The organism is Pseudalkalibacillus sp. NRS-1564, assembly GCF_050467905.1.
GTDB classification, from domain to species: domain Bacteria; phylum Bacillota; class Bacilli; order Bacillales; family Guptibacillaceae; genus Guptibacillus; species Guptibacillus hwajinpoensis_B.
This window is the reverse complement of sequence record NZ_JBITPM010000018.1, coordinates 1-20,542: the sequence shown is the minus strand read 5'-3', so window position 1 is coordinate 20,542 and position 20,542 is coordinate 1. Positions and strand designations below refer to the sequence as shown.

Below are 20,542 nucleotides of genomic sequence, written 5' to 3'. Positions count from 1 at the left end.
GATCATGCCAACTTGTCAGACTTGTGGCTATACATGGAAATGGAAGGAAGCATTAAGATTAATTTATCGCGCAAAGGCCAGGTGTCCAAACTGTGACGCAAACCAATATCTATCTGCAAAATCGAGAAAACGATCGAGTTATACATCAATGCTAGTCGTTATTCCTCTTGCGATTACTTCAATTTATAGGCTTTCGTTATGGTTCTATTTGAGTTTTTCATTTGCTTTACTAGTACTCATTCTTCTTCTTTCTCCTTTGTATTACCAGTTAAGTAACGAAGAGGAACCACTTTGGTGAATGAGAGGAAGTCAATTGGATTTTCATCAGTTGATGATGCTGCTCACGAAGGTAGATGGAATGTAGTAGGTATAAAAAGGGCATTTAAGAGAGGGTACATATATTAATCAATAAAGGATTAGTAGGTTGTTGTAGTCTTCAAGATAAGGGCAGGATTGTTGAATAAGGTTTTTGTGTAATCAAAGAGATTTAGACTTTTTTCTGAAAAATTACCTTGTGGAAATATTTAGAATTTGACACAATTGATAATATATAAATTGTAAGTTTGAAGGGTGATTTTTATTTCAAGAACAGCTGATTACACAATACAAGGATTCTTATATCAATTTCACAAAACATTATTGGAAATTCAAAGCAAGCCATCTGAGGCGTTTGTTTCAATAGAAGGTATTATTGAAGATGTAGAGGTAGCCACTGCTGGTAGAACAGAAGCAATCCAATGCAAGTATCATGAATCTATTGAAAAGTTCACGCTATCTCAGGTATATAAACCCATTATTCAGATGTTGGAACACTGGTATAATTCTGGAAATAAAGATAATGGCGTAACATACATACTTTATGCGTATTTTCCTCAAATGGTTGAGGAGAAAATAAACTTAACAACAGAAAATATTGAGGAAATATTATCTACTAAAAATGAGAAATTATCCATTAAAGCAGCTAACCTAAAAGGAAAAGTAAACATTAAAGAATTCTTAGAGAATTTTAAGTTTGAATTTGGTTATTCGATGGACGATATAAAAAAAGAAATTATCACGAACTTCATAGACTTAGGATTTAAAGAAGATTATGTCGATAATTTAATATATCCAAATGCGGTGAATTTCATTGCAGAAACTAGTACACTCCATTCTGAAAAAGAAAGAACGATAAATATTGGGGAATTCTTAAAACATTTACAAAAAATAAAAAATACAGCATTGTCAAAATGGACTCTATCCTTAAGGAATTTCCGATCAATTTTACAAACTAGAAAAAAACAACTTAATGTAAATTTGCAACAAAATTCTAGACTAAGATACTTTATTATCAATGAAGAATTCATAGAGGATTTTGATCAAAATATTGTAACTTTCATTAAGGAATATGTAGATAAATATCACTTTAAAATTGTACATGATAGAACACCGTTATTTTGCCTAGATTGTTCAGAACATAAATTTAATGAAATTTTAGTAAGGCTACGTCAGAAAAATGTAAAAGCAAACCATGGCTTGGTTGCATCTGATTGTTTTGATGAAGCATATTTCTTTGGAGACCCTATCATTAACTATAAAAAGAGCCAAATCATTAGTAGAGAATTTGAAATACGAATGTTACATATTAAACGGCATGAAATCTTGAATAGATATAAAGCTGATGATCTATTTATCCTATCAGATAATGATTATTTGCTTGATAGTAATGATGTTAACTATGAAAAAATTGAGCTTCGTGATTTTAATGCAATAAAATTTGTATTAGGAATGAGGGATACTTATGAGTAATGAAGTATTAGGTATTGTTATTGACAGTTCTCCGCTTGATATAGTAATAGAAGTTCAGGATGTTAGAACTTTCGAAAAGAATAAAAGCTTTCTACAGGTCGGCCAATATATTAAAATCCTCGATGGTAATTCAAAGCATATAATAAGTTCTATTTCAAATGTAAAGGCGATACACCAACTAGATAAAGATAATAATCCCTATTTCAGATTTAACATACATACTCAACCTGTGGGTGTGTTAAATAATGATGGAGACTTTAAAAGAGGGAATATGACATTACCAGTACCTACTGAACCAGCATATATAGTTTCCGAATCTGACATGTATAAAATTTTCAATGGCAATGGGAGTTATAACTTTCAGTTTGGTAAACTTATACAAAATAATGAAATCAATTTAATGATAGATGGTAATAAATTTTTCAGTAAACATGTTGGGGTTGTTGGATCCACAGGATCGGGTAAGTCAAGCACTGTTGCAAAGTTACTCCAAAAGAGCGTTGGGATTGAAGATAACATGAATACTAACAAAGAAGATCAAAAAAACAGCCATATAATTATTTTCGACATCCATTCTGAATATGCATCAGCTTTTTTTCTAAGGGAGGAAGAAAAATTCAATCTAAATATCTTAGATGTAAATAATATTAAACTACCTTATTGGCTAATGAACTCTGAAGAACTGGAAGACATGTTTATTGAAAGCAATGAATCAAATTCACATAATCAAGTATCACAATTTAGAAGGGCAGTAATATTAAATAAAAATAAATACAACCCGGATTTGAATGATCTAACATACGATACACCAGTATATTTTAGTATGGAAGAAGTGTGTAAATATATTGAAAATCTAAACAACGAAATGATTAGTAAGCTAGAGGGGGAAAATTTGCCCAAACTGACTAATGGAGAATTAATTTCAGATCGGGTTTGTTATTTCGAAGATTTATACGAGTTTGTTCCCCAATCAACTGCAAAAGCTGATAAAGCTTCAGGTGGTCCTTACTATGGTGAATTTAATAGATTTATCTTAAGACTAAAAAATAAAATAGAGGATAAAAGGTTAAGCTTCTTATTTCAATCTCCTCAACAAGAAGACGACAAATTTGAGGATATAATAAAACAATTTATTGGATATTTGGATAAATCTAATATTTCAATTGTTGACTTAAGCGGTATCCCCTTCGAAGTCCTGAGTATTACAGTTAGTCTTATCTCAAGGGTAGTTTTCGATTTTAGTTTTCATTACTCTAAAATTAGACATAATGATCATTTATTAAATGATGTTCCAATAATGATAGTTTGTGAAGAAGCACATATTTATGTGCCCAATAATACAAGTGCTCAGTACAGATCATCGAAAAAATCCATCGAAAGAATCGCTAAAGAAGGAAGAAAATATGGTTTAAGTCTAATGGTAGTAAGTCAAAGACCATCAGAAGTTTCTGAGACAATATTTGCACAATGCAATAATTTCATTGCACTCAGACTTACTAATTATAATGACCAAAATTATATAAGAAGGTTGTTGCCGGACACTTCTAATGGGGTAGCTAACATACTTCCAAATTTATCTTCAGGGGAGTTTATTATGGTAGGTGATGCTGTAATAATACCTTCTGTTGCGAAAGAAGAAATGCCTAACCCTGCCCCAAAATCACAAAGCGTAGACTTTCATAATGAATGGCAAAAAAGTTGGGTCGGAAATTTAGGGTTTGAACACATAATTGAAAGATGGACAGGAGAGTAATACACCGTGGGAAATTAAAATCTCTCCAAAACTGGATGTTAAACTTTTAAATCCAGGGAGAAAATTAAAAAAACAAATGAATTATAACCGTTAATATATCTTTAAACTGAGTTTTCATTTATATCGGAGCGTTTGCTTAATAAAAAGTAAGCGCTTTTTGTTGGTTTAGGCAGGATCGTTAAATAACTGAGTAATAGAAGTATTGAATATGGGAGTGGAGTAAGTAGTGTTGATAAAAACAATTCCAGCGATGTGGGAAACTAAAAGTCTCACAATCCAAGACCTTGATGAAGATGAAATACAAAGTGTTCAAAAGTTATATGAACAAGGGAGTTACATACACCAATGGGACGGCGGTAGCCTAGATTATGAATATGCTTATCGCTGTTTTACTGATGGTGACTTACCTCCTAATGGAACTAAAGACAATTATAAAATCCAGGTAATTAGAGTGAAGGAAACGGATACTATTGTTGGAATACTTACCACCTATCAAGGATATCCGAAGAATGAAACTTTTTATATTAACTATCTATACATTGACAAGGAATATCACAAACAAGGACTAGGGAAAGAAGTCATTAGTGAATTGTTAAGTATTTTAAGAGAGTCTAAATTTGGAGAGGTCCGAGCTAGTGTAGCAATAAAAAATTGGCCAGCTATTAGATTTTGGACTGGACTTGGACTAGATACGATTAATGGATTTTATGGAGATAATGAATATAGAGCTGATCATTACGCTGACATAGAATTAATTAAGGAGTTTTAATTCCACATCTTCAATTAAATCGGAGCAAATACAGAATAACAAAAGGGTCGCTGCTCTTTTTGAATGCAGTAATCCTGTTATAAATAAAAGACAATAAGGAGGCAGCGTGCAAACACCAACTTTTTCATTATACTGGGCACTTATTATTTATGGTGCTCTTTTAGGTTTAATCTATGTTTTCCCAAAGACAAGGCAGCTTTATAAGAAAGCATTTGATTTTAGTGTTCTAAAGAAATTTCCAACGTACCTTCTGATTTTAACAGCATTTCTGACCATATTTTTTGCAAACCTAGTAATCTTCAAGCGTCATTTATCATCAACCTTCAATTTACTTACTAGTAATTATTCACAAACACTTTTTTTAGATACCTTCGAACTAATATCACTTCTTGTTGGTAAGCTTATAATAGCTCCAGTGTTTGAAGAGTTGATGTTCAGAGTACCATTATCTATTTGGATGAATAGACGTTTCTATTTCATCTTCGCACTATTGGGTTCCTCTATAATATTCGGAATGATGCATTCAGAGTATCCGTTATTCGGGGTCATATTAGGAATCGTTTTTGGGAGTGTTTATGGATTAACTAAGTCTATTGTTCCTGGTATACTCGTTCACTTTCTATGGAACTTATTTTCACTCTACTATTTTAATTACATATAGTAGGCAATATAGGAATCAACATTTTAGATGTTCAACTAAATCGGACCGATTATTTAATAATGTAAAGTACGAATGTAGGAGGGTAAAAGTCAATTTGAAAAAGTTTATTTTTCTCTTTGTATTTACGACATTTTTGGTAGGTTGTTCAGAAGAAATAACGGATGGAAAAAATTCTTCAAACTCAAATACAATGCCAAATATAGAACAGAAAGAAGAAGCTAATAAAACCGCAGATTATACCGAGGTATATATTCAAGAGATAAATAAAACTAGTATTATTATATCTCCGTATGCTACTGATCCAGAGGCTTCCTATCCTGTGTATGAAATCTAAATTGATGAGAAAACAAAGATCGAGGGAAAAAGAAACAGTAAAGAAGAACTGCAAGAAGATGATGATATTGAAGTTTGGATAAGGAAAAAAGGAGTAGAGAAATTGAAAGCTGAAAAAGTGTTCGTAAATAAATGATCTTCCGTAATCTCGGAGCAATTCTGCAATAATAAAGTAGAGTAAACAGTGAATATCGATTTTCATTTATTGGACGTAATTCCCACTGCGGAATTACGTCTTTTTTTTAAAACAAGGTTGAGTATGTGGTTGGGTTTTGAAATAATTGGAATTAAGTGTTAAGTTAGCAATCTTGTTATGATGGACTTTTATTTTTATTGGAGGTTATTTTATGCTATTAGCAGCTGGGTTTAATACTGGGGATGTTATATACCAGGTAATTGCATTTCTTCTTTTAGTAGCTATCCCTGTGGGGATTGTGATGCTCATCATTATATTAAAAAAGAGGGCGTCTAGACTAGGTAGAGTGGAAGCGAAGATAGATAGGTTGTTAGAACAGAAATCTGATCGAACATAAAAATCCGATCATTACAAGATAGATTATCATGAGATCGAGTCTTCCACAATCTCGGAGCTTATCTGTGATAAGATAAGCACTTTCAATTTGAAATAAAAGATTGATTTAAGTAAATTATTTTGAAATAATTGGTATTAAATAAAGGTTAATTTAATTGATCAGAGATCAAGGAGGTAATATATGAGTCTGAAAATAAAAGTTTTCTTTCTGATTCTTTTACCACTTTTATTAATAACATTGAGTATTTTGAAGTTTTCAGGAAACCTGAACTCAATAACAGGATTAATAGTAGTCCTACTATGTGCTCTATGCGGGTTAGCGGTTAATAGATCTATTAAAAAACATAAAAACAATAATTAAACTCAAATTGTAATTTTCTTTCTTCGACAATCTCGGAGCTTTACTCTAAAACGATTATGCTCTATTTTTTGCTAGTAACTGGGCAGTGTAATGAAAGGATTGAATTCGACATAATTGAGAGTCTTGGAACTAAAACCAAACTTTTACCTATATGGAATCAGAAGGGATTAATATGACCAAAGATAATAGAAGTAAATTGTTAGTTATATTGGCATTTCCGTTTTTTTTCTCTTTTTTTATTTATGATATAAAGGATATCGAGTTTTGGTATTACAATGGTTTCACATTAGTTCTTTTTTTGACTATATTTAATTTAGTTGCAATCAAAGTTTTTTATCCAAGAGCTTCTTTTGTAATAGGTGTAATAATTTGGACAACTCTGTGTGCACTTTTATATAATGACACTTTCGTGGTCATAGGAATATCTTTATTTTCATTACTTACTATATTGACTTTCGTGTTTATGTATCAACGACCTAAAGGATTGAATAACGAAAACTAATATATCATTTTTATTCTAGTTCCGTAAAATCGGAGCGATTGTTTAGTTTGTGTTCATTCCTTAGTTACATTAAAAAGCTTCTTCTATGAACCAATAGAAGAAGCTTTCACCTTAGAGTATTAAATTTCTGTTTTATAGGGTCTGCCCAGTCAGGTATCTCATCAGTTTCGAAGGTTAATTGGTTATTAGATATTTCTAAAATCAATTCTCCATCTGATTTGCTGTTATCGATAACGACGAGGTTGTTAATGAGTGACAAGTGTTGAAGTAGGTTTTCTTTGGAAGTGATATCTCTTTTCAGGATGTCCTTTGTTGGGATATGATGGCCACCATTCCTCACTCGTAATGCGACTCGCTCAATGTTTTGCGTGACGTGGCTTAATCCAACATAAAACATTGTAATTTCAAATCCTTTTTCCTTGGCTTTGGTCATTTGGTGAATCGCATTTTTTCCAGCGAGCGTCGTTTCAATTGAAAAACTCTTTTCTTCTTCAATGCACTCGTAAATCAGTCTTACGGCTGCTTTACCTGCTGCTAATTGTTTCGTCTCAGGTGATTGTGGATCCAATCTACGCGCAATGGAATCAGGATCAATATTAATGTCTATGCCTAACTTATCAATTAGAAGGTTACGTAGCGTGCTTTTTCCACTCCCATTGTTACCAGCAAAAACATACATCATAGGAGGGAGCTTTGGCTTTGTCATTCAATATCACCATCTGGTTTTTGGTCAAACTTTACAACGGTTCCATCAGGATACTCTTTCACAAGGCCATTTTCTGTATCATAAACGATATAGGTGTTATTTACCTTGGCATCAATTTTTGCACGATCACCAGTCATTTTTGCCCATTTACCCACCCAAGCAAACTTTCTTCCTTGTGATTCACTTTCACGTTCTAACACATAAACCACCACCTTTATTTTGTAATTTAATTATATCAGATGAAATGAATATTTTCATAAGGCTCCACAATAGCTGACTACTGAGGTGCCAGAAATGGAACGACAATCACTTGAGGAAGAAATGTCTTTGAAATAACAGTTATTAAACAATCTCGGAGCGAGATTCTTTAACAAAGAATTGGCTCTCTTTTTTTGTTTAGAGTATTTATATAGAAGGATCAGTTATCAAATAATAGACAGGTTGAAACAAAGTAGGACCTTCTTTCGTAAATGTATTGGAAACGAAATGAAAATATTGAAGTCTGTGTATCAAATCTTAGTGTGAAAAATAGAGGTGGTGAAAGTGTTAAGTTATTTTAAGTTCTTCTTATTCATGATTGTTGGCCTATCAATATGGAATGTGTTGTTCTTATCACATAAGCAGACAGTTGTAAGTATAATTGGCATCTCTTTTTTTGCAACATTTTTTAAATGGTTATATGAGTGGGCTTTTGAAAAATCTTAAAATCAAGATCTTTCTAATCATCATATAGTGGAGCTTATGAAAATGGTTCGAGGTTTCAAAGAAGACTTATTTTAAGTACCGAAGATATCTTGAAGTCTAGTCTTCCATTTAATCGGAGCTTATCATTAATAAGATAGGCTTCTTTTAACTAGAATTAAAGATTGAGTCATGTGGATTCATTTGAAATAATTGGTATTATAAATTCGGCCATATTATTGAAGAAATTCACTTTACCATCGGTAGAATGGTTGCAATTAAAAGTGAAAATTTGTAATGGAGGTATCAAAAGTGAAAGTTGAAGTTCTTATATTTGTAATAAGCATACTGTTAATGCCTTATTTTTTGTTCGAACTCTTTAATGACATTAGTAATCAAGCAGGAATTATATCTTTAATTTCCTCAATTTTTATGTTGATATTGTTAATTTTCTCTGCAAGCCTTATCGTGAGGCATTGGAAAGAGGAAAAAAAGACGACAATGTAATTCTAAAGGAAAATAAAAAGTTATTAAGCTAACGGGGGCCTTTCTGAAAATTTTTTGGGGGAGTGTTTTAGTGAGTAAAAAAACCTTTAACATAATTGGGTGGATTCTGCTTTTGGCAATGGGTGCTTCGTGGATAGGGTTTGGCTATTCAAGTTGGTACTTATTATTAACGCCAATGGCGTATATTTCTTTTTCAGTTAATAATGGCAACATAAAAAAATTAGGAAAGATAAAACAAATGTCCTTATTACAAATAATTCTAAGCTTGTTTGCATTTATTGTGTCAGTGGTTATTGTATTTAGTCTTATCCAATTGGCTAATTACTTGATAAACGATATATTACACTTAACTGGAGGGGTAAGGACTCTCAGTGTGATTATTGCTGTGATTCTTTCATTATACCCTGTTAAGTTTACTTTTGGCAGTGTTGTTTATAAAGTAACAAGTAACTTTAATGCTACAAGATAAGGAGATGTTTGTGAGTCTTGAAGGACAGAGGCTACTCTGCAATCTCGGAGCAAATCTGGAATACATCATGTCATTCTCAAATTAGATAACCTTAAGTTGGAAGGTGGTACTCATTCAATTATTTGAAGCAATGAAATTTGGTAGTGATAAACAGAAAAAAGCTTATATAGCAATTGAAAAACTGGGTATTATGTATGAATTAAGAACCTACCATCCAGTCTTGTGCGGAACCATCCCAATTGGAATTGATGTAGAGGACTCTGATCTAGACATTATTATGGATGTAAATAAACTAGATGAATTCGAAAGTCAGCTAAAAACTCTTTATGGGAATAAAGAAAAATTCAAGGTGAAGCGAACAACCATTAGGTTTAAAGAGGTTGTAAAAGCGAATTTTGTTTTCAATAATTTTGAATTCGAGTTATTCGGGCAAAATGAGCCTGTACATAATCAGAACGCATATCTTCATATGATAATTGAATATAAGTTGATGCAAAAAATTCCTGAACTTAAATCCAAAGTGTTAGGACTCAGAAAACAAGGTCACAAAACTGAACCAGCATTTTGTGAGATCCTCGGAATTACTGAAGATCCATATTATGGTCTCATACGCTATGGAATTGAAGAGGGGATTATATCCAAAATGAATTGAATTACTTTATTCAATAAACTCGGAGTTATCTTTAAATAGGTATTTAGTTTGACTTTCTGAAGAAAAGGTCAGGGGGAATACTGGTGAAAATAATTAGAATAATTTTGGCGACTGTTTTAGTTGCCTTTTGTAGCTATGGCTTGGTAACTGGAACAACTGGAATCATGTTGCCTTATTTATTGCTATTAATGGGTGGAATGTTTCTTCTCATGGGAGTTATTGAATTTCAAAAACGAAAGCCAGTCGCATTCACATCATTTCTTGTTGCTGGATTTAGTTTTTTTGTTGGGATTTATACTATATAAGTAATCTAGCAAAAAACAGAGTGAGATTTTGTGGGAAATCTAACTGATTGCTTCGAAATCAAGTCTTCAAGTAAATCTGAGCTTATCTGTAATAGGTAGGCTCCTTTTAACTGTAAATAAAGATTGAGTTATGGGGAATTTTTTTGAAATGATTAGTATGGAAATTTGTGCGGCATTCTAGAAAACTTGGATTTGAGATAATTTGCGTAGATTTGTTTAATTGTTTGATGTCTGGACCTTAATTTATACTTACTTAAATCCAGATATGGTTTTGAAGGGGAATTAGTCCTGTGTTAGTATAAATGGATTATAGATAGGAGGGATGTTGATGGAAAGTAAATCGGCATGGCTACTGATTGCAATCGGAGCTTCACTATGGGGAGTAATAGGGATTTTCGTAACGTACCTTTATGAGATAGGATTTACGCCGCTTGAAGTCGTAGCAATGCGAGTGTTAACGGCTTCCATCTTCATGGTCCCTTATGTTTTTATAAAGAATCGTCATCTGTTCAAAATAAAGGTGGGGGACTCCGGGTATTTCATAGGTACCGGTATTATTAGTATTGTTCTTTTTAATTGGTGTTTGTTCAGTTCTATGAAAGAGTCTTCTATTTCGATTGCATTCATCTTACTTTATACAGCACCGGCGTTTGTTACGATTCTATCTCGAATTCTCTTCAAAGAATCACTGACCGCTCGCAAGGTCACTGCCCTAATGATTACGTTGATAGGGTGTTCCCTTGTAATTGGAATCTTTTCTAGCTCCACCGCATCCATTTCGCTATATGGATTAATCGTTGGACTAGGATCAGGATTTTTCTATGCCCTTTACAGCATATTCGGAAAAGCAGCACTTTCGAAATATGACTCACTAACCGTTACGGTGTACACGTTTCTTTTCGCTTCATTCGCAATTGTCCCTTTCAGTGGATTAGGTTCGAGAGTTTCTACTTTGACCGATCTAAAAGTGGTAGGACTCGTAATCGGACTTGGCTTTCTTTCTACGATGCTCGCATTCATTTTCTACACGAAAGGTCTTCAATATGTGGAATCAAGCCGTGCCTCGATTATAGCAACGATTGAGCCAGTCGTCGCGTCTGTCATCGGGTTCTTCATTTTCAACGAAACCTTATCGACGTGGCAATATATCGGAATGATCATGGTGATCAGCTCTGTGATCATCGTGCAGGAATCAAAGAACCAAAAAATAAATCGCCCACAGCAATATAACCGTATCGAAGCGTGATTCATTTGACGGTGCCTGTCACGACTCGTTACCAAATGCAGTAAAGCCTATTTGGTGCGTTAGTTGAAAATCTTGAGGATATCTCGAGATCAAGTCTTCAGTAATTTCGGAGCAAGTTTTTAAGAACTAGAAGTACATTTTTTGTGAAATAAGTGTTCAAAATAAAGATTACTGCTGTAAAATAAGGTGTATTATATTGTTGAATAGATTCTCTTGTAAGAGAAGAAAAGTGGTGAGCAAAGTGGGAAGATATCAATTGGATCACAAAAGTAAGGTAGCTGTGACAAAGTTTCATGAGAAACAGCCGTCTGCTAAATTTGATAAAAAGAGTCATCTTGAAAAAATACGTGCGGAGTATTTAAAAAAGAAGCAAAAACAGACAGATAAATAATGTTGTGGAAAACAGAGGGAGATTAAATTCGTCCTATGTTTTTCTTATGACAAGTTATATTTCGATATTTTTTGCAAAGTTGGAGCTTTAATTGAATGAAAAAAAGGGGAACTCCATTCTCATTGGAGTTCCCCTTTTACAATTTAACGGTTTAAGCATGCGTGCCAAGCAAAGCATCGTTTGCTGAAACATAGTCATAACCAAGGTCACGTGCAACGGCTTCGTAAGTAATCGCTCCGTTTGCTACGTTCAATCCTTTTTCAAGTGCCGGGTTGCTTTGGATCGCAGCCGTTACGCCTTTATTTGCGATTTGGATCGCGTAAGGAATCGTTACGTTTGTTAGTGCGATCGTTGATGTTCTTGGAACTGCACCAGGCATGTTCGCTACGGCATAATGAACAACGCCGTGCTTTTCGTAAGTTGGGTTATCGTGCGTAGTAATGTGATCAACTGTTTCAATGATTCCGCCCTGGTCAATCGCAACATCGACAAGAACAGATCCAGGTGTCATGCTTTTCACCATTTCTTCGGTTACAAGCTTCGGAGCTTTTGCTCCTGGAATGAGTACGGCTCCAACAACAAGGTCCGCTTCTTTAACAGCTTGTGCGATGTTGAGTGGATTAGACATAAGCGTATTAATCGCATTTCCGAAAATATCATCAAGCTGACGAAGGCGCTCAGCGCTTAAGTCAAGAATCGTCACATCTGCGCCAAGACCCATCGCGATTTTCGCTGCGTTTGTACCTACAACGCCACCGCCGATAATGGTTACCTTGCCACGCTTCACTCCTGGAACGCCGCCAAGCAAAATGCCTTTTCCGCCTTTAGGCTTTTCAAGAATTTGTGCACCGATTTGAGAAGCCATGCGTCCTGCCACTTCACTCATTGGTGTTAGAAGTGGCAATGTTCCACGATCGACAACTGTTTCGTACGCGATCGCTGTTACGCCGCTATCTTTAAGAGCTTTCGTTAGTTCAGGCTCAGCTGCTAAATGTAGATAAGTGAAGAGAATGAGTCCTTCACGGAAATAAGTATATTCAGAAGGAAGTGGTTCTTTTACTTTCATCACCATTTCTTGATTCCAAACAACGGCTACATCTGTCGCAATTGTGGCGCCAGCTTCTCGATAGTCGATATCCTCGAAACCGCTTCCAATTCCTGCTTCAGTTTCAACTGTTACGTGATGACCAGCCTTTGTTAGTGCGATGACGCCTGCTGGAGTAATCGCTACACGATTTTCATTATTTTTAATTTCCTTTGGAATACCAATATACATCATTTCATCCCCTTAGCCTTAATTAATGATCAATTACCTACGATTATAGACGCCCTATTTGGATTTCACATTGTGTAAATAAAAGAAAATAAAAGGGGGTGTTTGTGTAATTACACAAACACCCTATAATTTCATTTGTTCTATTTTTAAATCGAGATAGATTGTGACTTTTTGGTTAGCGTCTTTTAAATCAAGATTTGCTACATCAGTGATGCGTTTTAACCGATAGTTTAACGTATTCGTATGAACATGGAGAACCTGAGCCGCGGCCTTCACGTTGCTATCGTGCTGCAAATATACTTCTAGCGTTTCAAGTAGCTGTGTGTGATTAATGCCATCGTACTGCTTGAGCTTCTCAATATAATTGTTTTGATAATGCTTGCGCTCTTTATAGAGAAGATCAATAAATTGATAGATCCCAAGATTTTGATAGCTATAAATTGACTTCACTTCACGCTTGAATCGTTCTTTAATGGATAACACATGAAGTGCTTCACGGTAGCTATCTTTAATCGAAAGAGGACTTTGGTAAAGCGTACCAGCTCCGCCTTTTAATGTATCAACACCAAGGCGATTACTAATTTTCTCAACAAACACCTGTACAAATTCTGATAGCTGCTCGGCCGTGTTTTTTTGATCAGTTGGTCGAACGAGCAGAATGAGCTGATTCTGATCCAACGTACTATAGATTAATTCGATTTGGTGAGAAGCCTGAATGTAATAGTTCATATGGCGTTCGAGCGATTGTTGAATTTCATCATTAAACTCAAAGACAACGATCGCCATTTCACCCTTTATCTTAATTTGGTAGGTGGAGGCTTGATCTAGTATATTTGCTTCTTTCGTATAATGTCCCGTAAGCAGTTTCCAGAAAAACTCGCGATGACCTTCTTCTGAATGTCGCTTCTTTATTTCAAGTTTAAGAATTTGATTTTTAACGACTTTAGCCGCTTTTTTTAGAAGCGCTAATTCTTCTTGCTTTACTTCCCAATTAAGTTGAGCCCAAATAAAGCCGAGAAGCTCTTCGTTTTTTCGAACCGATATCGCCACTCTTTGTCCTAGCCCTACTTCTGGGATCGCCGGGATAATAACCGGATCATCACTCTCAAATAGCTGAGGGATAATGCCTTTTTTCCATAGGCTTTTGATCACATCTTCTGGAACTTTTCGTTTCATGATAGTAGCAATACGAGCAGGGTCCACATTTTCATCGTGTGAACTATACGCTAGAATGCGATGATCTGAATCTTCAATCGTGACGGGGCAGCCAAGGTTTTCTCGAATGCAGTCAGCTAAATCTTCTAACGAACGGAATGGCCCCTGAAAAGGGTTATGACGTTCTTGATCGGTATGCATTTTCTACCACTCCTTTCTTATGACTCGTAAACGATGTCCTTACATTCATTACTTCTGATTAAGAGTATACAAGAAAATGAACACCTTTGTGGGATTTCACAAAGAGAAGTTAAGAAATTGTTAGGATTCACAAAGGAAAGTGGGCACGTATCATGGCCGAGGTGAGAAAAAATGACGAAAATAATAACCTATCAACCTATAAGTTCATCATTATTAAACTTTTAAAATAAATAGTATGACATAATTAAATTAATATGTTATTCTAATAATCGAATCTAGTAGGGAGGCGTTGGATAAATGGTGGAGCAAAGTGCGATTCGATGGTTTCATGAAATAAGAAAGGAAGATATTGCTCTTGTCGGTGGTAAGGGAGCAAATCTTGGAGAGCTTACGCAGAGTGGTGTACACGTACCGCCTGGTTTTTGTGTAACAGCTGAAGCGTATGCCACGTTTATCTCTGAACGAGAACTTGATCAGTCGATTCTTCAAAAAATGAAGACGCTTGATTATGAAAATAATGATCAGCTTAATGAGGTGAGTGCTGAGATCAGGGAATGGATCCTACAGACAGATATGCTTGAATCTCTTGAAGTAGAGATCCGAAATGCTTATGCAGCGTTTAGTGAGGATCTTAACGTAACGGACCCTTTCGTTGCCGTTCGAAGCTCGGCAACGGCTGAAGATCTTCCGGAAGCCTCTTTTGCAGGTCAGCAAGATACATATCTTGAGATTTCTGGGATTACAGCACTTCTTTATCACATCAAGAAATGCTGGGCGTCGCTCTGGACATCACGAGCTATTTACTATCGCGAAAAACAGCAGTTCAACCATTTCGATGTCTCTCTTTGTGCGGTCGTACAACTAATGGTGAATAGTGAAAAATCAGGTGTTATTTTTACAGCGAATCCAATTACGGGTGAACGAGAGCAGATGATGATTAATGCGAGCTGGGGACTTGGCGAAGCGGTTGTCTCAGGGATGGTTTCACCAGACGAATACATCGTCGATAAGAGAACGTTTAATTTAATCGAAAAGCACGTAGCCGAAAAGAAAGTGCTTGTCGTAAAGAAAGCCAACGCAATCGGAACGGATACGGTTGCCGTGAAAGAATATTTAAGTGAGAAGCACGTCAATCAACAATGCTTAACGCAAGCTGAAATCGCTCAGCTTTCACGTGACGCTGTTCGAATTGAAGAACTTTATCAAACGCCTCAGGATATTGAGTGGGGCCTTGATTGCCAAACAAATGAACTTTACATTCTGCAAGCTCGTCCAATAACAACACTAAAAGAGGAGGAAACAAAAGTGGTTGAAAAGGTTGAAACGCCAAAGAAGATGCTCGTTCGAGGATTAGCTGCCTCACCTGGTTCTGCAAGCGGAAAGGTTCGTAAAATCAAAGATATTAGTGAAGTTTCTCTTGTAGAAGAAGGCGACATTCTAGTGACCATTATGACGAATCCAGATATGATTCCTGCTATGAAAAAAGCGGCAGCGCTCGTTACAGATGAAGGCGGACGGACGTGTCACGCCGCTATTGTTTCACGTGAATTCGGAATCCCGTGTATTGTTGGATCTTCGATTGCAACAGATGTGTTAATGGATGGAATGGAAGTAACGGTTGATGCGACGCGTGGAGTTGTATATGAAGGAATTCTAAATGACGCTGATCCAGCGAGTAAGAAAGAATCGGCTACTGAAGCGACGAACACCAACGAAGGGTTTAACGAAGCACTTCTTCATCAGCTTGCACCGATTACAGGAACAAAGATTTATATGAATCTCGGTGAGCCTGATCTAATCAATAAATACAAACACTTGCCGTTTGACGGCATTGGGTTAATGCGAACGGAATTTATTTTTTCAAATATCGGTATTCACCCGATGCATTTGCTTAAAACCGGACAAGAAGAGATGTTTATTGAAAAAATGAGCGAAGGAATCACGAAGGTGGCGCAGGATATTTACCCGAAGCCGATGGTTGTCCGTCTAAGCGACTTCCGCTCGAATGAATTTCGTGGCCTCATCGGGGGAGATGAAGTGGAACCAGTTGAAGCAAACCCGATGATCGGCTGGCGAGGTGTTTCACGCTATATTTCTCCTCAGTATGAAGAAGGATTCCGTTTGGAGTGTCGAGCGATTAAAAAAGTTCGTGATGAGTACGGCCTAATCAACGTTTGGACAATGCTTCCATTTGTTCGGACAACGTGGGAAGTGGAGAAAGTGAAGAAGATTATGGCAGAAGAAGGACTAGTTCAAAATCAGGAATTCAAGATTTGGATTATGGCGGAAGTGCCGTCTGTCATTTTTGAAGCGGAGGAATTCGCGCAGCTTGTGGATGGCTTCAGCATCGGAAGCAATGATTTAACACAGCTTATTCTTGGATCGGACCGTGACTCTGGCATTCTGAACAGCATGGGTTATTTCGATGAGCGAAATCCTTCCGTAAAACGAGCGATTAAACAGCTGATCCACGGGGCGCATAAGTATGGTAAAACCGTTTCTATTTGTGGCCAGGGGCCGTCAACTTACCCTGAATTCACAGAGTTTCTCATTCAAGAAGGAATTGATAGCGTAAGCATTAATCCAGATACGGTGGCAGCGACTAGAAGGTCAGTTGCGTCTGTTGAGCAGCGTATGATTTTAAATAAAATAAGAGGCTTGTAAATAAGCATTTACAAGGTGTAGCCGTACTGGTATTATATAACAAAATCAAGTGCGATGATGAGAAGAGTAGATGATGCGACCTTACACAGAGAGCTCCGGTAGCTGAAAAGGAGTGAAGGTAACATGATTGAACCAAACCTCTGAGCTGTACATCGGAACCGAACGTGGGGATGGTGTAACGGGAGCTCCCGTTAACGAGCTATGGTATAAGCAGCTTCTGCCGTACCTGATAAGAGTCATGTGGCGACACATGACTGAACCGGGGTGGCACCGCGATAAGCAATCTCGCCCCCGGGACTATACGTCCTGGGGGTGAGGTTTTTTTATTGGTTAAAAACTTATCGCGATTGGAGCTGACAAGTTATGAAGCGTCTTAGTACTATTCGGAAGAACGATCTATTGTTGCTTACAACAATGGGAGTGTCAAATATCGGAGGATGGGTGTACCATATTGCTCTCAATCTCATCATCTTAAATCAAACAGGGTCAGCACTTGCTGTGACAGGGCTATACTTACTGAAGCCATTCGCAACTTTATTCACAAATCCATGGGCTGGAAGTCTAATTGATCGCGTGAACAAACGTTGGCTTATGATTGGGGTGAATGTCACTCAGGCATTAGTGATGCTTATTCTCCCGCTACTATCAAGCTTATGGATGATTTATGCTCTTGTATTTCTGATCAACATGGGTAGCTCGATTTTTCATCCAACATCAATGACTTACATGACGAAGCTTCTTCCTAAAGAAAGGCGAATCCATTTCAATTCTCTTCGAAGCCTGGTCGATTCAGGTGCATTTGTAATTGGGCCAGCGATTGCTGGTGTGCTATTTATTATCGGAACGCCAACCAATGCCATTTACCTTAATGCAGTTGCATTATTTCTTGCTGGCATGTTGTTTCTCTTGCTACCTGATATAGAAGCTGAAACTAGGATGAACATATCTGGTGTGATTTCATTTCAAATGATTAAAGAAGATTGGCGTGTTGTCTACATGTTTAGTCGAAGCGCTATTTTTGTGATTCTCATTTATTTTCTAGTGAGTGCGGTTGGCGTGATGAGTTGGGGAGTCGATTCACTTGAAGCGAGCTTCGCAACAGAAGTTCTTCATCTGACAAATACCGAATATGGTTTTCTCGTAAGTATCGCTGGAATCGGAGTTCTTTTGGGAGCCATTCTTAATACCGTTATTGCAGAAAAAAGAGATCCCCTGTCGTTAATAGGAGGCGGGGCCATTGTGCTTTCCATTGGGTATCTGATATTTGCTTTATCGTCATCCTTTCAGTTAGCTGCGATCGGCTGCTTTGTTCTTTCCTTTTCTCTTTCGTTCATGAATACTGGCTTTTACACTTTTTATCAAAACAATATTCCCGTTGATGTCATGGGGAGGATTGGTAGTTTGTTCAGCTGGCTTGAGGCGGTTTTTGTTATCGTCGTGATGCTTGGCTGTGGCATCGCTGCAGAACTTATATCTATACGTTTTAGCGTTATAGTAGGTTCAAGTGTGATGCTAACCTTTGCATTACTTCTTTTAGGAGTTGTTTTGAATACGAGGTCGGTGAAAGTACACAGGATGGCTAAATAGTAGCCATCCTTTTCAATCAATTCAGGTGTTAAATAACGATCGAAAGGACAAAAGTCAAGGCAGAACACCTGTCTTGAATGAAAAGTAAATATTGCTTCTATTCTCACTGAGAAAGTTCATGGAATATCCAAAACTGTTTTTTTTGTAAGCATTGTATTCACCTTTAGCGTTTCTCATAATGAAACTATACTGTTGAAGAATGTGATGAGTAGTGAAAGATTCACATATTTTATTCAGGTGTGTTTTCCGATTCCTTTTTCATATAGGAAACAGAGAATCATTCTGCCAGCAGAAATAACTAATGGAGGAACGATAATGAAAAAAATATTGGTTTTAACAATTGCGTGTTTACTCACATTTGGGAATATGACTTACGCCCATACTGGATTGGAAAGTTCTAACCCTGAAGATGGAAGTACAATTACAGAGGAGTTAGACATAGTAACCCTCACTTTCGAAACAGAAATTGAGGAAACAAGCTCTTTTGAATTACAAAATGCGAGTGGTGAAACCGTAGCAGTTGATAACATCACAGTTGAAAACAACACAATGACTGGAACTTTTGATCAGCCAATTGAAAACGGAGAATATGAAGTGCCATGGAAAATTATTGGAGTTGATGGTCATCCAATTGAAGGAACGTTTTCTTTTTCAGTAGACGCACCTGAATCGGAAGTGAAGGAAGATGAGTCATCATCTGAAGAAACAACGAAAGAATTAGAAACTGATGAGACGGAAGAACAAAGGAATAAAGAAGAAGAGACTAAGGCAGATACCGCTGAAGAAGAAAATTCTAGTGGTACAGTAATCGGCATCGTAATTGGTGTCCTGGTTGTTGTGCTTATTGGTAGCGTATTGTTAATGAGGAGGAAAAAATAATCAATGTTTTTCCTAACAGTAATCAGTGAAGCACTGCTTTATATTAGCTTTGCGTTACTGATTGCGGATTATCTTTTCTTATTTATTTCTCACGATAAAAAGCCGGTTATTCATGTTCCTAAAAAAATTCGCCTATTGGCTGCAGGAGGAATTGCGCTTTTTTCCTTCATGCCGATTTTGGATTTACTTCTTTATTTATATGATGACTATGGAATAGGGCAAGCCCTGTCGTCAGTATTATTCACATTTAAAGTAGGCCAGGCTTGGACTTTTACGGTTCTGCTGTCGATTATGTTAAGCCTATTTATTCTCTTCGTTGATGATGGACAGGAGAAGAGATATCCATTCATTGGTATGGTTCTTCTTCTGTTTCTCATTCTAGCACTAGGGTGGGCGAGCCATTCAAGCTCTCTTCATCCAGTTAAGGGTTTCATTATTCATACGATACACTTTACGGGTGTTATTACCTGGGTAGGAGTACTTTTTGTCATAAGCTGGTTTTCAAAAAACGCGGCAAACTGGACGCAATTTCTGAGATGGTTTCATCCAACCGCTATTATCTGTTTCATAGTAGTAGGAATCACAGGGCTATTGTTAATGCAGTTCGTTATTCCAATACAAGATTATCCTGATGCATGGATGGTTTCTTACGGACAAAGCTTATTAATTAAACACTTGCTCATTGTTCCACTACTCGGATATGCCTTTCTGAATGGTGTTATCATGAAGAAAAAGCTTAAAGAGAATAAATCGTTTGATCCAAGACCGTGGACAAAAGTAGAATCCGTTATGGTGTTACTGATTTTTGCCGCTACGGGTGCGATGAGCCACTCTTCACCTCCAAACAATCTGGCTTCTTTCATTCGTCTTGAAGGCGTATCACCGCTGTTTACGCTATTCACAAACGGATTAGTTCGACCTGGTGTCTCTATTGAATTAGTCGTTAACGTGAATACGCTATTGCTTGGCGCTTTAGCCGTAGTGTTTATAGTGGTGATGATTGCTGCATTTATGAAAAAGATGGCACCAATTTTTTCATTTCTAATGAGCGTGTTGTTTATCATATCAGCTTATTTAGCTTTGCTACAAAGCGTTCAAATGATGTAAATACGAACCCCCGAGAG

General features: G+C 36.5%; 20 protein-coding genes and 1 other annotated feature. Of the genes, 16 read left to right on the top strand and 4 right to left on the bottom strand.

Going from position 1 to position 20,542, the window contains the following annotated elements; translation table 11 throughout:
• Positions 1-4 precede the first annotated feature (4 nt).
• The 7 genes from ACIFPW_RS08905 (at position 5) to ACIFPW_RS08875 (ending at position 5,837) form a co-directional block, all read left to right on the top strand.
• Complete coding sequence (locus ACIFPW_RS08905; protein ID WP_430243594.1) at positions 5-298, top strand: TIGR04104 family putative zinc finger protein; 294 nt, start codon at positions 5-7, stop codon at positions 296-298.
• A gap of 272 nt (positions 299-570) precedes the next feature.
• Complete coding sequence (locus tag ACIFPW_RS08900) at positions 571-1,788, top strand: hypothetical protein (protein WP_430243592.1); 1,218 nt, start codon at positions 571-573, stop codon at positions 1,786-1,788.
• On the top strand, positions 1,781-3,541 hold the full coding sequence (locus ACIFPW_RS08895; protein ID WP_430243590.1) for an ATP-binding protein: 1,761 nt from the start codon (positions 1,781-1,783) through the stop codon (positions 3,539-3,541). The genes ACIFPW_RS08900 and ACIFPW_RS08895 overlap by 8 nt, the downstream gene beginning before the upstream one ends.
• A 229-nt stretch (positions 3,542-3,770) precedes the next feature.
• Entirely contained in the window at positions 3,771-4,310 is a 540-nt protein-coding gene (locus ACIFPW_RS08890) for a GNAT family N-acetyltransferase (protein ID WP_430243588.1), read from the top strand.
• A gap of 106 nt (positions 4,311-4,416) precedes the next feature.
• On the top strand, positions 4,417-4,971 hold the full coding sequence (locus ACIFPW_RS08885; RefSeq protein WP_430243586.1) for a CPBP family intramembrane glutamic endopeptidase: 555 nt from the start codon (positions 4,417-4,419) through the stop codon (positions 4,969-4,971).
• Positions 4,972-5,065: 94 nt separating this feature from the next.
• Complete coding sequence (locus tag ACIFPW_RS08880; protein ID WP_430243585.1) at positions 5,066-5,305, top strand: membrane lipoprotein lipid attachment site-containing protein; 240 nt, start codon at positions 5,066-5,068, stop codon at positions 5,303-5,305.
• A 346-nt stretch (positions 5,306-5,651) separates the two neighbouring features.
• Entirely contained in the window at positions 5,652-5,837 is a 186-nt protein-coding gene (locus ACIFPW_RS08875; protein ID WP_430243583.1) for a hypothetical protein, read from the top strand.
• Positions 5,838-6,805: 968 nt separating this feature from the next.
• Here the strand turns inward: ACIFPW_RS08875 and ACIFPW_RS08870 are convergent.
• The gene (locus ACIFPW_RS08870) at positions 6,806-7,405 is read right to left on the bottom strand and encodes a zeta toxin family protein (RefSeq protein WP_430243582.1); all 600 of its coding nucleotides are present in this window, start codon (positions 7,403-7,405) and stop codon (positions 6,806-6,808) included.
• Entirely contained in the window at positions 7,402-7,605 is a 204-nt protein-coding gene (locus ACIFPW_RS08865) for a hypothetical protein (protein ID WP_098443859.1), read from the bottom strand. Before ACIFPW_RS08865 ends, ACIFPW_RS08870 begins: the two co-directional genes overlap by 4 nt.
• Before the next feature lie 1,058 nt (positions 7,606-8,663).
• Here ACIFPW_RS08865 and ACIFPW_RS08860 point away from each other — a divergent pair.
• The 5 genes from ACIFPW_RS08860 (at position 8,664) to ACIFPW_RS08840 (ending at position 11,656) form a co-directional block, all read left to right on the top strand.
• Positions 8,664-9,062, top strand: a complete 399-nt coding sequence (locus ACIFPW_RS08860) for a disulfide bond formation protein DsbD (protein WP_430243580.1) — start codon at positions 8,664-8,666, stop codon at positions 9,060-9,062.
• 103 nt (positions 9,063-9,165) lie between these two features.
• On the top strand, positions 9,166-9,714 hold the full coding sequence (locus ACIFPW_RS08855) for a DUF4269 domain-containing protein (protein ID WP_430243578.1): 549 nt from the start codon (positions 9,166-9,168) through the stop codon (positions 9,712-9,714).
• 83 nt (positions 9,715-9,797) lie between these two features.
• On the top strand, positions 9,798-10,019 hold the full coding sequence (locus ACIFPW_RS08850) for a DUF3953 domain-containing protein (protein WP_430243576.1): 222 nt from the start codon (positions 9,798-9,800) through the stop codon (positions 10,017-10,019).
• 328 nt (positions 10,020-10,347) lie between these two features.
• The gene (locus tag ACIFPW_RS08845; RefSeq protein WP_430243574.1) at positions 10,348-11,265 is read left to right on the top strand and encodes a DMT family transporter; all 918 of its coding nucleotides are present in this window, start codon (positions 10,348-10,350) and stop codon (positions 11,263-11,265) included.
• 256 nt (positions 11,266-11,521) lie between these two features.
• Positions 11,522-11,656 (top strand): hypothetical protein, encoded by a 135-nt coding sequence (locus tag ACIFPW_RS08840; protein ID WP_430243909.1) that lies wholly within the window; start codon positions 11,522-11,524, stop codon positions 11,654-11,656.
• 151 nt (positions 11,657-11,807) lie between these two features.
• Here the strand turns inward: ACIFPW_RS08840 and ald are convergent, their stop codons facing one another.
• Both ald and ACIFPW_RS08830 read right to left on the bottom strand, forming a co-directional pair.
• A complete protein-coding gene (ald, locus tag ACIFPW_RS08835; RefSeq protein WP_430243572.1) occupies positions 11,808-12,932 on the bottom strand; it encodes an alanine dehydrogenase in 1,125 nt (374 codons plus the stop codon).
• A gap of 123 nt (positions 12,933-13,055) precedes the next feature.
• Positions 13,056-14,288: a PucR family transcriptional regulator gene (locus ACIFPW_RS08830; protein WP_430243570.1), complete on the bottom strand. Its 1,233-nt coding sequence runs from the start codon at positions 14,286-14,288 to the stop codon at positions 13,056-13,058.
• Positions 14,289-14,585: 297 nt separating this feature from the next.
• Between ACIFPW_RS08830 and ppsA the strand changes: the two genes are divergently transcribed.
• The 4 genes from ppsA (at position 14,586) to ACIFPW_RS08810 (ending at position 20,525) form a co-directional block, all read left to right on the top strand.
• On the top strand, positions 14,586-16,952 hold the full coding sequence (ppsA, locus tag ACIFPW_RS08825) for a phosphoenolpyruvate synthase (protein ID WP_430243568.1): 2,367 nt from the start codon (positions 14,586-14,588) through the stop codon (positions 16,950-16,952).
• 45 nt (positions 16,953-16,997) lie between these two features.
• Positions 16,998-17,248 (top strand) — a binding site (T-box leader).
• Between the two features lie 67 nt (positions 17,249-17,315).
• Entirely contained in the window at positions 17,316-18,539 is a 1,224-nt protein-coding gene (locus tag ACIFPW_RS08820; RefSeq protein WP_430243566.1) for an MFS transporter, read from the top strand.
• A 315-nt stretch (positions 18,540-18,854) separates the two neighbouring features.
• Positions 18,855-19,418, top strand: a complete 564-nt coding sequence (locus ACIFPW_RS08815) for a copper resistance CopC family protein (RefSeq protein ID WP_430243564.1) — start codon at positions 18,855-18,857, stop codon at positions 19,416-19,418.
• A 3-nt stretch (positions 19,419-19,421) separates the two neighbouring features.
• Positions 19,422-20,525: a copper resistance D family protein gene (locus ACIFPW_RS08810; protein WP_430243562.1), complete on the top strand. Its 1,104-nt coding sequence runs from the start codon at positions 19,422-19,424 to the stop codon at positions 20,523-20,525.
• The last annotated feature ends 17 nt before the right edge of the window (positions 20,526-20,542 follow it).